The following is a 13,057-nucleotide window of genomic DNA, read 5'->3' as shown; positions in this document are numbered from 1 at the left end:
CGGGATCTCGAACTCGATCAGAAAGGGCTGGCGCAAGCGAAGGAAGAGGCAGCGGGATCTCGAATCCGATCGGAAAGGCGAAGGAAGAGGGATCAGCATCCGCGCGTTCCCTATAAGGCACAATACCATTGTGATCAAGGAACAGAATCACAGCGAAAATGGCATCCTGCATTATCGCGACCTGGAAGGACAGCCAGCGATGGATGATGCAATTTTTTGTCCCTGTAAGAGATGGAAAATATTCTGACCAAGACGCGTTACAGGCGTTTCCATCATAAGGAGCCGATGTTCGCAAGCACAACAGGCATCAATGGAAATGTCAAAGGGCCATTGCTGTTCATGTCCAGGCGTATCATATATTGAAAGGGATAATTCGACTGCACCCCCGAAAATACAAGCAAGGAAAGGAAGACCACCTATGCCTGCAATCTATCATTGTTGTTCACCTGCACTGCAAGGCGACACTTTGTATCCGCTGAATATGCTCAAAGAGCTGTACCCTGCTCTTTATGATCGCGAGATCCAGAAATACAATGACACCCCTGCTCGAAAAAAACTCCCGTCACTGCGGATACCGCGCCTGAATTGCCTCTGGAATGATGTGATTTTCTGCCTGCCATTGCACCCCTATTACATTTACCATGAACTACAATATCGCAGTATACCTGTATCTCCAGACAAGGCCTTTCTTCGCATTCCACTGGAATATATTCGTGATCTACCAACAGCTATCTACTATGATAGCATTGGCCCATCTCCGGAGACAATTCTTGAAGAAAAGGTAGAATGGCTCGATCACAGTAACTACAGAGAATTGAGCACCGTCCCACAACAAACACTTGATTGGTATGATCTCCTAGTGCAGCGAAAACTTCAAAGAGGGTTCTTTTCTGGTATCCCTCATATTCTGGTGAAAGGAGCGATACCAATTCAAGGGCTTCAAGTAATCTCCTGGAGCGATCCCACAGCAATAGAGCAGCACAATCACCTGTAGCGCCTCTTCATTATATGGAAACAAGCAAGCGCTATTCACCTCTTTCCCGAGAGATGATATTAAAAATTTGTTAAAATCCTGTGTAACCCATTCCTATTCCATTGACTTCTTTTCCCCAATCTGTTTATAATTCCTGTGTAACACCACCATCGCAAAACGAAAAAAGTGCATGAGGCACTGTTCAACTCCTGTTGAAGTTTCTGTTCTGCGATATCTGTTGCCGCTCAAAACGGGGGAGAGCGGCAACATTCTTGTCAGGCGCTCTTCAATAGAGATTCCACTGATACTGAAGAGGACAATGTATGGATCAAAAACCGGACTATTTTCAGATGGGGGTTCAGCCGCTAGTAGAGCCACGTAAGGGCTTTTGGGGATGGTGGCTGAATCTTACGGCACCGCCACGTGACGAACTGACAACGTCAAGTCCATTCAAACGGGCAGAGCTACGCAAATCGGAGCTTCTTGGCTACTGTCTTTTCGTCATTGCCTGCTTCCTCTGCTTTGATCTGATCCTGGCGTTTCGCAACCCCCTGCCCAGCATTCCGCTGGTTCTTTCGTTTGTGCCCATCCTTGCCCTCGTAAGCTGGCTCAATCGAGCAAACAGGACAAAAATAGCGGGAACGATCTTCATAAGCTGCATTATGATTGTTGTCATGTGCGTGATCACCTTTGTTATGTCGAAAAGGAACGGTGCTGATCTTTTTGCCGCTTATGACTTTTTCGTCTATCCACTCCTGATAGGAAGTCTCTTTCTGCCACGCTCGATGATCTTTCCGTTCGTCATACTGGATATAGTCTTTATTATCTGGCATGTCTGTTTCGGCAGCGTCCCACCCGAAACGCACCAGTTAATCGAGAGTAGCGGACGCTTTATCATCATCTTACGCCCGTCAATCGTGTTGTTCACGGTTGCACTGGTAAGCTGGCTCGGTATGGCAACAATGGAGCGAACCCTGTTGCGGGCAGATAGAGCAGAAGAGCTCATCGCAGCGAGGCAGGTGATGGCCGAACAATCGATGCAACTGGCAGAGCAACATGAGCGCCTTGAGGCTGGCATTGCTCAGATTCTTCACGTCCATAAAGAGGCTGCTCAGGGCAATTATGCCGTACGCGCTCCGGTTCACTCGAATGATGTGATCTGGCAGATAGGCCGCTCGCTGAACAACCTGCTTGCCCGCTATGAGAGGCTGGCACGCGATAGCGAAGAACTTGCTCAGACGCGCAACGAGGTCGAGCAGATCTCTATCTATATCGAAGCGATGCGCCGAGGAAAGCAAGTCGCTCTTCCACAATGTCAGACACCGCTCGGGAAGCGCCTGCTCTTCGCATTTGGCTCTCGCCCAACAAGGAGCAGTAACCCGACAATGGGTGACTGACACACGCCACTATATGTGGAGAGGAAAGAGCGCCTGATCACGGTTCACATAGCTTGCTCTTTCCTCTCCGTATGCAGGCATCCAGGCAGATCAGTATTTCTGCTATATCTAGAGAAGCCAGCGGAGAAAATCTATAAAGCCGATACCGCGATTTTTTATTTTATCCTTTTTTACTGGAAAGGACTTTTTCCTTTATGGCTGAAACTGTTCTACCCACGTCACACTCTTCTACGCCGCCAGAAGAAACAGACGAACAGCGGAAGGTCTCATTTCCCTTCCAGATCCTCTATTTTCTTTCCACTATCAGTGGACATCTGACGATCCTGCCGACCGTTATTATGCTTTTGCCGCTGCAAATCCGCATGCTTGACCCCCACACCTCCGAGATCACACTTGGTTGGGTTGAAGCGGTTGGCGGTATCGCCTCGGTCATCGCGGCCCCGATTATTGGCGCGATCAGTGATAGAACGACTGCCCGCCTGGGCCGCCGCCGTTTCTGGATGCTCATCAGCGCCGTCTGTGTCGCGTTGTCCCTGCTCCTCATGGCGAACTCACAGCTTATCTGGATGCTTGCTCTCGGCTGGTTCCTGGTGCAGTTTTTTGCTGACTCAATCACCACGCTGCTGCAAGCCATTATCCCTGACCGCATTCCCAGGAAACAGCGCGGCCTGCTTTCCAGCTATGTCGGGCTGGCGACACCATTGGCAGCCGTACTCGGTAGTATTATTGTTGCTGTTATTTTTAAGAAGAACCAGCTCAGCGCGTACTACGTTTTGATGGGCATCGTCCTTGTGATGGTCCTGCTGTTTACCCTGGTATACCGCGAGAAACCAATCAGCAAAAATGAGGTGCCTCCCTTCCAACTGGGCGCCTTTCTGAAAAAATTCTGGGTTTCACCGCGCAAGCATCCAGACTTTGCCTGGGCCTTTGTCACCCGCCTGCTTCTCTTCCTCGGGTACTTTGCGGTCACAACCTTCTTACAGTATTACTTGAAAGATGTACTGCAATATGAGAAACTGTTCCCGGGCAAAACCGTCAATGATGGGATTCTGGCGTTCCAGTCGACACTGCTGGTTCCCATGCTGCTCAGCTCGTTTGTCGGTGGTATCATCTCGGACAAGCTCCAGCGCCGCAAGCCGGTTGTCACAGCCGCCGCGCTGCTGGTCATGATCTCCTTCCTGATTCCGGCCTTCGCAACAAGCTGGATCGCAGTGCAAATCTGGGCCGTGGTGCTCGGTATCGGCTATGGTGCCTTCTTTGCCGTTGATACTGCCCTGGCAACGCAGGTGCTTCCGAACAAAGAGGATCGCGGTAAAGACATCGGCATTATCGCCCTGGCCCTGGCGCTCCCGCAGATCTTCTCACCAATGATCGGTTCAGGCGTGCTTGCTCTTACGCAGAGAAGCTATAGCGCGCTCTTTGTCGTCGGTGCGATCTTTGCACTATTCAGCGCAGTGCTGGTCTGGCGAATCAAATCCGTACGCTAACACACCCGGGTCGCTTGCTCTTTTCCTGGTGAAGCAAGCGACCCGCTCTATGCAGTATGAAAGGAGTCCAATTCTTTGAATAATCCTGAACAGATGCTCACACACTTTGTAAAACTGCGCGGCTCACTCAAGCAAGAAGATGTCGTCTTTTACTGGAGCGGCTCAATTTACGGTATGATTCCGGGAGTGCAAAACAAGCCGCTGTTCCGCTTTGAAGGTTACAATATCAGTCGTTTTGTGCCGGTTGAAGGCGGCTATCAGCATCTCTCACGTGAGGTGTCGGTCTATGAAGACCCACGCACCGGTGAGATTCTGGAGCGCTGGCAGAACCCATTCACCGAGCAAGAGGTGCGCGTAGTGCATGTCTGGAATGATCCCGTCAATCAGGAAATGCTGCTCAACGGCCCGCGAGGCCCGTTCACGGTTCCTGTCACGCCAGTCGGCGATGATATACAGTGCTGGAATCTGGATATTTTCCTCACGTACCCGTCACCACTTTCGCGCAAGGATTACCCGCAGTATTCGCAGAATGATCTCTATCAGGGTGCTGAATTATTCCAGTTTTACGTGAAAACAAGCGACCTCGAAAATGAGGATTTGCCCTCGGTTCCCTGCCATCTCTCATGGACGCGCATTGGTCCGTGGCTCCCGTGGATGGAGATGGCCGACCGCCCGGGCAACCTTGTCTATCAGTGCCGAGGCTACAAGCTGGCGAACGGCTATGCAGACCTGCCATCACACCTGCGCGCTTATGTGGAGCAGCATGAACCACAGTATAAAGAGGCTCCGCGCACCTTCACCCGTCCAAACGAAACGTCATGGACCTACTTCAAAAAGCTCCTCGCCCAACAGTAAAAAAGCAGGCGGTCAACCAGAACATGACCGCCTCCTCGCTCGCTGTATTTATGCAATCTGCCTGATATCTTCACACTGTACTTCAAAGCGCTCACCATCATCCCGCACCTGAAGCGCCCGCAACGTCGAGATACAGGAATGTGCCCGCTGAAGCTGCGCAGCCGGGTAGGTATGTGTGATTCCGATAACCCGCGCACCCGCTTTCCGAGCTGCCTCAATGCCCGCCGGAGCATCCTCAAATACAATACACTCTGTCGGATCAACGCCCAGAAGCTCAGCCCCCTTCAAATAGCCCTCGGGATCGGGCTTCCCGTTGCGCACCTGCTCGGCTGTGACAAACGTTCGCGGCAAGGGCAGACCACACGTTTCCAACCGGACCTTTGCCAGTGCGAGCGTGCCCGATGTGACAACTGCCCACCGTTCAGGAGGCAGGGAAGCAAGCAAATCTGCCGCACCGTCGAGCGCCTTCAATCCCTCTATATCTTCAATTTCGGTCTGCAAGAGCCATTGTGCCTCAGCCTCCACATCGAGCGCAGGTGCAACATCACGGATCGTTTCGACAGCACGCCGTCCATGAATAGTCAATAAAAGCTCCTCGGCATTCATCTGATGGCGATCCGCCCACCGCCGCCACGCCCGTTCAACAACTGCGTTCGAGTCAACAAGCACACCATCCAGATCGAAAAGAAAGGCTTTACAAGAGAAGCGATTCATAAAAATTGTGTACTCCTTTTTCTATACAGATATAGCGGACACATAACAATACTCCTGTTTTATAGCATACCATATCTAAACCGTGCTCCCTCTGCCAAAAATAAGTGAGCTGCATGCCAGCGACATGCAGCCCGCTCACCACTCCTCTTTTCAGGGAAACAATTCACCTTTTTTACGTAGTGATGTCATTTCAGCCTGGGAATATACCCACTTTTATCTGACAGTGACGATACTAAAAAGTGACAGGCAACTTGCTCAAACCAAGCAGCAAGATACCCGGACGCCATTGCACCTGCTGAGGATCAACAGCCAGACGCACATTCGGCATGCGTTTCAGCAGCGTGTTCACAGCAATCTGGGCCTCAAGGCGTGCCAGTGGAGCACCCAGACAATAGTGAATTCCCTTACCAAATGCCAGATGATGATTCTCTTTTCGGGTGATATCGAGCTTGTCCGGCTCCGCGAACTCATGCTCATCATGATTTGCCGCCGCAAGCACAATCAATACGTTGTCACCGCGCTTGATCTGCTGTCCGCCAAATTCCATATCTTCACGAGCCCAACGCTGCGTAGCCGTCATTACCGGGCTGTAATAACGCAGAAATTCCTCTACTGCCGTTTTAATATGCTCAGGATGCTGCTTCAGTAGCTCTAATTGTTCGGGATGCTGAAGTAGTGCATAGATGCCGTTCCCGATCAAATTCACCGTGGTCTCGTGTCCTGCCACAATAAGCAGGAACACCATCGCTACAAGCTCGTGCTTGGAGAGCTTCTGTCCCTCCGACTCAGCTCTGATCAATTTGCTGAGTAGATCATCAGATTCATCATTGCGCTTCTTTTCCACCAGATCATGCACATAGCGCGTGAAAGCAGTAATATCATCAGCAGCCCGCTCAAACGCCTGTGGATCACCGGTTGCTTCAACGATGATATTGGACCAATACCGGAATTTCGTGCGATCCTCATCGGGCACACCGAGCATTTCGGAGATAACGCGAATCGGCAGGGGGAAAGCCAGATCATCGATTACATCCATCTCACCTCGCTCTTGAACGGCGTCTAGCAGCTCGTCGGCGATCTCCTGGATGCGCGAACGCCACTGCTCAACCAGGCGAGGGGTAAAAGAGAGATTCACCAGGGTGCGCAGGCGCGTGTGGTCGGGAGGATCAGCGTTAAGCATATGCCGGTTCAGCATCAATTGCTCTTCCGTCTGGTTCAGCACCCAGGGAAACTTCTCAGCCAGCTCCTCTTGAGAGTACACACTACGCACCGTCTTCACAATCCGCGGGTCCTTGAGTGCGGCTTCTGCCTCTTTGAAGCCGGTAATCAGCCACGAACGCCGCTGACCGTCAGGCCAGACATACTCCATTACAGGAGCCTGAGCACGCAACATAGCAAAAACTGGGAATGGATTCGCCTTAAAGGCAGGGGATATCAGGTTTATCTGCTGTGTCATACGATTCCTTTCCTGATTTGAAAACGAATTTCGACAGGTGTATACTATCTTTACAAGTGTCGCTGCTTTTACTATAGTCCGAAATGCGGAGAAGATCAAGAAACAGATGTGTCAGAAATGTCGATTAATCAACACAAGCGGAGATGATGTCTATGAACTCGTTCCCTGAACCGCCCGACTTGAGGGTCAGACGCACACAGAAATTACTCTGGGAAGCGCTAACTGAGCTCATGGCGGAGAAGGCGTTCGATGCGATCACCGTCAAAGATATCTGTGATCGCGCAATGGTTCACCGCACCACATTCTATAAACACTATACGGATAAGTATGACCTGCTGTTGCGAGGCATGCGCAGTATGCATGAGGTCCTTCAGCAAGAGATGAGACAACAAATACAGGCAACCCCGGAGGAAACATCACTTCACCGCTATGAATTGCTTCTTACACATGTACTGGAACATGAGCGGTTCTACCGCCTGATGCTCTGCGGAAATAGTGTAAGTGAGTTTCATCGGCTGCTGCGTGGTTATCTTGCAGATTTTATTGAAGCCAAACACACAGAGTCGAAGAAATGGGAACATCCTGTGCCGCTTCCACTCTTTGCGCAATTCTATGCAGGCGCGCTGATATCTATTATTGCATGGTGGCTGGAAAATGATTGCCCCTATACACTGACGCAAATGGCACTTTATATGGAAGAGATGATGCATGATGCATCGGATAAACACAAGCACCACACACCAGCGCCCATGCACTCTTCTTAAAATGAGAGAAAGGGGGATTCTATTCTGTATGGAAAATCAGCAAAAAGCAATCGGTCTCTTTGATTCTGGAATGGGCGGCCTTTCAGTTATGCGCGAAATTCGGGCATTCCTGCCGCATGAAGACCTGCTCTTCGTCGCGGACTCCGGGCATGTCCCCTATGGGCCAAAGTCGCCAGAGTATGTGCAGCAGCGCTCGCTGGCAATCGCGCGTTTTCTGCTTGAATATGACGTCAAAGCGATTGTCATAGCCTGTAACACAGCCACAGCAGCGGCGGCAGCCCTATTACGATCTCGCTTTCAGGTGCCAATCATCGGGATGGAGCCAGCGGTCAAGCCGGCAGCAGCCGCGACACGAAGCGGGGTCGTTGGCGTGCTCGCAACCTCCGGGACGCTGTCCAGCACACGCTTCGCCGCGCTGCTAGAGCGCTTTGGCAGCGGCATCACTGTTGTCACACAGCCCGCTCCCGGGTTAGTCGAGCGCGTCGAAGCAGGCGACCTGACCGGCCCCGAGACGCGCCGCCTGGCTGAAGAGTATACAGCGCCTCTTCTGGCCGCAGGAGCAGACACGCTGGTGCTTGGCTCGACCCACTTTCCCCACCTGCGTCCGCTCCTGTCAGAAATGCTCGGTCCTGATATACAGCTTATCGACACAGGAGCTGCTGTTGCTCGTCACCTGCGGCATGTGCTGGAAGAGCGTCAGCTTCTTCGCCAGCAAACAGATGAGGGCTTAGCACGCTTCTGGACAAGCGGCAACCCTATCGAGGCACAGGAAATCGTCTCACGGCTCTGGCTGCATCCTGTTCAGGTTGAGCCTCTGCCCGAACCCTACAACTGAAATCATCCAGAGTCGAGCCGGGATATGCTTCTGTATTCCGGCTTTCTTTCTAGCCCACCATCAGAAATAGGTAGATTGCGATTATCATTTCTGCCCTGTTGTCGGTGAAAAGCTCATCTCATAAGAAATGGTTACAAAGGGAAGAGCCATCTCAAGCCCTTCCCCCTTGACAGTTTCCCCAATTCGGAACTATACTGGTTACAGATTTCGACGGAAGAAAAGAGGCAGACATGGCCGTTAACAGCCAGTTCGCGGTTGCCATACACACGCTCACCCTGCTCGCCGATGTGACGGGCGATGAGCCGATTACATCCGAATACATCGCCGGAAGCGTGAACACCAACCCCGTGTTCATTCGGCGGATTCTGGGCCGGTTGAGCAAAGCCGGTCTTGTGGCTTCACACCCCGGTGTCGGGGGCGGCTGGCGACTCTTGCGTGCTCCTGATGCGATTACGCTACTGGACGTGTATCATGCAATTGAACCGGAAGGGCACCTTCTGGCCATGCATCATAGCCAACCAAATACAAAATGCCCTATAGGGCGCAACATCTCCCGAGTACTACAGGTGTATTTCGGAGAAGCAGAAGAGGCATTTGAGCAAAAGCTTGCACAACGCACAATTACCCAGGTCCTTCGGATGGCACACCAGCAGGCTGAACTTGTCAATCAGCCCGGGGAGCCGCTGTAACGCGCCCTTTTTTTATCGCTATTCGTAACCACAGCGGTTTCAAATTACCGTCCATCATGGGCGATACGAGCGTTTGTGCAAGCCATCCTCCCTTCTCTGGCTCGCAACGGGCGCGACGCCAGTTATAGCAGGATGGATCGACAACAGGCTGTGCGCATGCCAGAGCAGAACTATAGGGGGGCTGCTCCTTCTTGTCACTTGCCATACAACAGCTCTTGTCAATCCAGCAAGCGAACACCCAAAGAAAGAAAACTGGAGGCCGATCAAGCAACTGAGAAGACCATGTTTGCTGATCGATATACGTAGAAATAAGGAGACATTTCTTATGAAGATTTTCCAGACAAATAGCAACCCCACCTTCAATATATCGACGCTGCTTCTGCGCCTGGCCCTGGCAATCGTCATATTCCCGCATGGAGCCCAAAAGATGCTTGGCTGGTTCGGCGGAGGCGGGGTCGGTGGCACGCTTCAGTTCTTTGGCATGCTTGGCATCCCGGCCATTCTCGGCATTCTGGTCATCCTCGGCGAGTTCCTCGGCTCGCTCGGTGTCCTCACGGGGCTGCTCACGCGTGTCGCGGCGTTTGGCATTGCCTGCGCACAGCTCGGCGCGATCTTCTTCATACACGCACACAACGGCTTCTTCATGAACTGGTCAGGTAAGCAGGCAGGCGAAGGCATTGAGTTCTTCCTGTTGACCGTCGGCATCTCGCTTGCATTGATGATTATGGGTGCAGGTGGCTGGTCCCTTGACGCGCTGATATCCGGTCTCCGCAAAAAGAAGTAATCACAACCGTACATAAAAAAGTCCCCTTCCCGTTGTAGCTCCCTCAGGGAAGGGGACTTTGAGGTACAGAAGAAAGGCGCTCCCCGGGATTAGAGAGGCGCGGGAGAACAGGTAACGGGTGTATCCGCGCTGAGTTGCAAGGACGCGATGCGATCATTCAAGCGACTACTCACAAGAGGAACATTCCCTTTATAGTAGAAACAGGTCCCTCTCAATTGACTCTGTTCGTAGAGAGCAGTATAGAGACAGTCGTGCTGTGGGGCAAGCTTGAATGAAGAAATAGTCTTATCCCAACGAAAACCATTGCTCTCTACAGGCAGCGAGGACAGGGCATAGGACGCGTGCTGCTGACAGGCGTTAACCGTCCCCGTCACATGCAAGACCTTTCCCCCATAGTGCGTGTGCTGATAGAGGTCCAGCAGCCAGATCCGGTGTTCGTCCGCAACGCTCGGGCTATCCACACACGAGAAACGCTGAATGGCCGATTCGGTCTGACCCGGCTCGACAGGCGCAAGCGAGAGCTCACAGAAGCGAACAGGAGCCCCGGAATCAGCCCCGACCCGCTCCGTGAGGGCAAATGCCAGCAAGAGAGCAACCAGAAAAGGGAAGATGCACTTGAGAAATAGCATGCGAAAATCCCGTTTTCCAGCATTTTTCTCTATCCCACATCTCAGATCATTCAGATAGAAGTCATACATCCTGCTATCCTTTTCACTCTTCCCACTTTTATTCCTCTTTGCTTTCTTTTCAGTCTCAGTATACAGAGTCCCTCAATTAATAGATGTAAAAGCAGATATATACTGAAACTCGGCCCCTTCAGCAAGATCTAGCGATGATAGAGTTTCCGGGGCATCTTCTGTTCCTATCATCGCTAGAATGAGGTTAGAAGTCTCCGCTTGAGCCACTGCTTCCGGAATCGCTGCTCGAACTCGATGATGAGTCGAAGCTGCTCCCGCCAACATCGTAGCTGCTGCTGGAATAGTGGTGATGACCGTACCAGCTCCGGCGGCGCGACGGCCAGATGATGTTAATGACCACAACGACGAGAATCAGAAAGCCGATTCCGAGGCAGGAGGCCAGGCCCTTCACGGAGGCCCAGAGCTGGCTGAAAAATGATGTATCGCCTTTCAGTGCCTGAGCCAGCGAGTTGAGCGCCGCCACCGTCGCGCTGGTATAGTCCGATCCATGCATGTTGTTCCGGAAGGCTGAAATAGCTGCGTCATACTGATCCTTCTTTAGAGGAACCTTCGAGCCCCCATAAATGGCCAGGTGGCGCGCTTTCGTATCAATATTTATGACGATGCCAGTTGAAAGCCGGTCCGCCTTCTTCTTTGTCCCCGCATCGAAAGCTGCTTTACTGCCATCGAAGGTCTTCGTTGTGTAGACACTTACTGTATACTCAATTTGGTGGGCGGCATCTCGCACCTTCGTCTGGTCGAGCACCTTCGCTTCATCCTCGAAGGTTCCCAAAGTGGCGAAAGCCGGGCGCACAGACAGCAGGAAGAGCAAGCAGACAAGAACCGCACCCGCAACGAGAAGCAAGGGCTGACGATGTTTCTTCTTTTGCATACATTCCACCTCCAATATTTGATGATAGAAGAATTTCGTATTTTTTGCAGGGGGTTCTTCAAAGAAAGACGAATAAGCAGGCAAACAGTAATTCCAGGCCAACAGCCCGGGTGTTAGCTTCCAGCGGGGTCACAGATCAAGCGGAGCTAGAAGTCTCCGCTTGCACCACTGCTTCCGGAATCGTAGCTCGAACTCGATGATGAGTCGAAGCTGCTTCCACCAACATCGTAGCTACTGTAGCTGCTTCCGGAATCGTAGCTCAAACTCGACGATGAATCGAAGCTGCTTCCGCCAACATCGTAGCCACTGTAGCTGCTCCCGCCATAGAAGCCACCATAGGACACCTTACGAGGATAACTGCCCTTATCCTGCCTGATGAGACCGATGATAAAGCTCACCAGAAAAAAGAATAAAAGCCCGCAGCAAGCAATCATGCCAAACGGCATGTTCGCAAGCCAGCCGGAAGAATCGGACCGGCTCCATCCAGGATCATAGCTACCGTAGCTGCTTTCGGAATCGTAGCTTGAACTCGGCGTAGAATATGACTTCCCGTTCTCCAACGCCTGAGCCAGCGAGTTGAGCGCCGCCACCGTCGCGCTGGTATAGTCTGACCCGTGAATATTGTCGCGAAAGGCCGATATCGCTGCCTCATACTGCTCGCTCTTCAGGGGGACCTCTGAGCCCCCATAAATGGCCAGGTGGCGTGCTTTCGTATCAATATTTATAATGATAGTACTCGGCAGTCTGTCCGCCTGCTCTTTCGTCTGCGAAGCGAAAAGCTCCTTCGTGCCATTGAAGGCGTTCGTTGTGCGAACATTCACCGCATAGTTGATGCGCTGCGCTGCCTCCGTTACTTTTGCCCGATCAAGCACCTTCGCCTCGCCTCAATCACGCCGATCGCGGCGATAGCCGGAGAGGCAGTCAGCAATAGCAGCAAACAGACAAACAGCAGGCCTGTGAACATGATAAAGAGCTGTCGATGTTTCTTCCGCATAGTCTCCCTCTTTTTTCGGGGTAAACGTCACTCATAGCCCTTTTTTGGTAGTAGAATCAGCGCCCGAAAATTTGAGCAGGGAATATCGGGTGTTCTACAGGAAAAGACGCAGGGGCAGAGGAAAAATCAAATACGCATATGGACGAAGAGCCAAAAAAAGGAGACGAGATGGGCAGCAGGTGCATGCATTGCCCGTCTCGTCCTTCTTGTCATACTATACTATGTCATCAGTATAGCATAAAAAGAACGACATTACAAGCGCCCTTTGAGTACTCGTCCTATTGTGAGGAGGGCAAACCGTTCCCGAGGGCTTGTCAGCCTTCTTCAAGCAGAAAGGCAGGCAGAGCTGCAGAATCATGCCGGATTGTAGCAATTTTTGCTCTGAAGAAGCAAGGCATCATCGTACTCAAAAAATGCACATAGGATCCATCGCATTTCATGTTATACTATCAGACGGAAAGTGATCTGCTGGAAGTGCATCTCGAAAAAATCGATCGGTACTTCAGCAGGCTGGATGAAAAGTGCAATGTAAAGGAGAGA

General features: G+C 51.7%; 15 protein-coding genes. 8 read left to right on the top strand and 7 right to left on the bottom strand.

What is annotated here, in order from left to right:
* The first annotated feature begins 418 nt into the window (after window positions 1-418).
* The 4 genes from EI42_RS24505 (at window position 419) to EI42_RS24490 (ending at window position 4,712) form a co-directional block, all read left to right on the top strand.
* The gene (locus EI42_RS24505; RefSeq protein ID WP_111325278.1) at window positions 419-994 is read left to right on the top strand and encodes a group-specific protein; all 576 of its coding nucleotides are present in this window, start codon (window positions 419-421) and stop codon (window positions 992-994) included.
* A gap of 302 nt (window positions 995-1,296) precedes the next feature.
* The gene (locus tag EI42_RS24500) at window positions 1,297-2,370 is read left to right on the top strand and encodes a methyl-accepting chemotaxis protein (RefSeq protein WP_111325277.1); all 1,074 of its coding nucleotides are present in this window, start codon (window positions 1,297-1,299) and stop codon (window positions 2,368-2,370) included.
* A 194-nt stretch (window positions 2,371-2,564) separates the two neighbouring features.
* The gene (locus EI42_RS24495; protein WP_111325276.1) at window positions 2,565-3,857 is read left to right on the top strand and encodes an MFS transporter; all 1,293 of its coding nucleotides are present in this window, start codon (window positions 2,565-2,567) and stop codon (window positions 3,855-3,857) included.
* A 75-nt stretch (window positions 3,858-3,932) separates the two neighbouring features.
* Window positions 3,933-4,712, top strand: coding sequence for a DUF1838 family protein (locus EI42_RS24490; protein WP_211326336.1), 780 nt, complete (start codon window positions 3,933-3,935; stop codon window positions 4,710-4,712).
* Window positions 4,713-4,760: 48 nt separating this feature from the next.
* Here the strand turns inward: EI42_RS24490 and EI42_RS24485 are convergent, their stop codons facing one another.
* Together EI42_RS24485 and EI42_RS24480 are read right to left on the bottom strand one after the other, a co-directional pair.
* Entirely contained in the window at window positions 4,761-5,426 is a 666-nt protein-coding gene (locus EI42_RS24485; protein WP_111325275.1) for an HAD family hydrolase, read from the bottom strand.
* A gap of 232 nt (window positions 5,427-5,658) precedes the next feature.
* Window positions 5,659-6,882: a cytochrome P450 family protein gene (locus EI42_RS24480; protein WP_111325274.1), complete on the bottom strand. Its 1,224-nt coding sequence runs from the start codon at window positions 6,880-6,882 to the stop codon at window positions 5,659-5,661.
* A gap of 152 nt (window positions 6,883-7,034) precedes the next feature.
* Here EI42_RS24480 and EI42_RS24475 point away from each other — a divergent pair, with 152 nt between their 5' ends.
* The 3 genes from EI42_RS24475 to EI42_RS24465 all read left to right on the top strand — a co-directional run bounded on the left by EI42_RS24475 (window position 7,035) and on the right by EI42_RS24465 (window position 9,170).
* Entirely contained in the window at window positions 7,035-7,646 is a 612-nt protein-coding gene (locus tag EI42_RS24475; protein WP_170142885.1) for a TetR/AcrR family transcriptional regulator, read from the top strand.
* Between the two features lie 28 nt (window positions 7,647-7,674).
* The gene (murI, locus tag EI42_RS24470) at window positions 7,675-8,481 is read left to right on the top strand and encodes a glutamate racemase (protein WP_111325272.1); all 807 of its coding nucleotides are present in this window, start codon (window positions 7,675-7,677) and stop codon (window positions 8,479-8,481) included.
* A gap of 230 nt (window positions 8,482-8,711) precedes the next feature.
* Window positions 8,712-9,170 carry an Rrf2 family transcriptional regulator gene (locus tag EI42_RS24465; protein WP_111325271.1) on the top strand — a complete coding sequence of 153 codons (459 nt, stop codon included), beginning with the start codon at window positions 8,712-8,714 and terminating at the stop codon, window positions 9,168-9,170.
* Here EI42_RS24465 and EI42_RS32075 read toward each other — a convergent pair.
* Window positions 9,145-9,375: a hypothetical protein gene (locus tag EI42_RS32075; RefSeq protein ID WP_137686401.1), complete on the bottom strand. Its 231-nt coding sequence runs from the start codon at window positions 9,373-9,375 to the stop codon at window positions 9,145-9,147. The genes EI42_RS24465 and EI42_RS32075 overlap by 26 nt on opposite strands.
* Before the next feature lie 120 nt (window positions 9,376-9,495).
* Between EI42_RS32075 and EI42_RS24460 the strand changes: the two genes are divergently transcribed.
* The gene (locus EI42_RS24460) at window positions 9,496-9,954 is read left to right on the top strand and encodes a DoxX family protein (RefSeq protein ID WP_111325270.1); all 459 of its coding nucleotides are present in this window, start codon (window positions 9,496-9,498) and stop codon (window positions 9,952-9,954) included.
* Between the two features lie 89 nt (window positions 9,955-10,043).
* On the opposite strand, the gene EI42_RS24455 is transcribed toward EI42_RS24460, so the two are convergent.
* From EI42_RS24455 to EI42_RS32805, 4 genes are all read right to left on the bottom strand, one after another.
* Window positions 10,044-10,583, bottom strand: a complete 540-nt coding sequence (locus tag EI42_RS24455) for a hypothetical protein (protein ID WP_211326335.1) — start codon at window positions 10,581-10,583, stop codon at window positions 10,044-10,046.
* 253 nt (window positions 10,584-10,836) lie between these two features.
* On the bottom strand, window positions 10,837-11,523 hold the full coding sequence (locus EI42_RS24450; protein WP_137686402.1) for a hypothetical protein: 687 nt from the start codon (window positions 11,521-11,523) through the stop codon (window positions 10,837-10,839).
* A gap of 146 nt (window positions 11,524-11,669) precedes the next feature.
* A complete protein-coding gene (locus EI42_RS33470) occupies window positions 11,670-12,395 on the bottom strand; it encodes a hypothetical protein (protein ID WP_174843967.1) in 726 nt (241 codons plus the stop codon).
* A complete protein-coding gene (locus EI42_RS32805) occupies window positions 12,374-12,517 on the bottom strand; it encodes a hypothetical protein (protein ID WP_170142884.1) in 144 nt (47 codons plus the stop codon). The genes EI42_RS33470 and EI42_RS32805 overlap by 22 nt, the downstream gene beginning before the upstream one ends.
* Window positions 12,518-13,057 lie beyond the last annotated feature (540 nt).

The sequence above is a fragment of the Thermosporothrix hazakensis genome, from assembly GCF_003253565.1.
GTDB lineage: Bacteria > Chloroflexota > Ktedonobacteria > Ktedonobacterales > Ktedonobacteraceae > Thermosporothrix > Thermosporothrix hazakensis.
The sequence above is the reverse complement of the archived record's forward strand: the minus strand, read 5'-3'. Positions and strand labels throughout refer to the sequence as shown.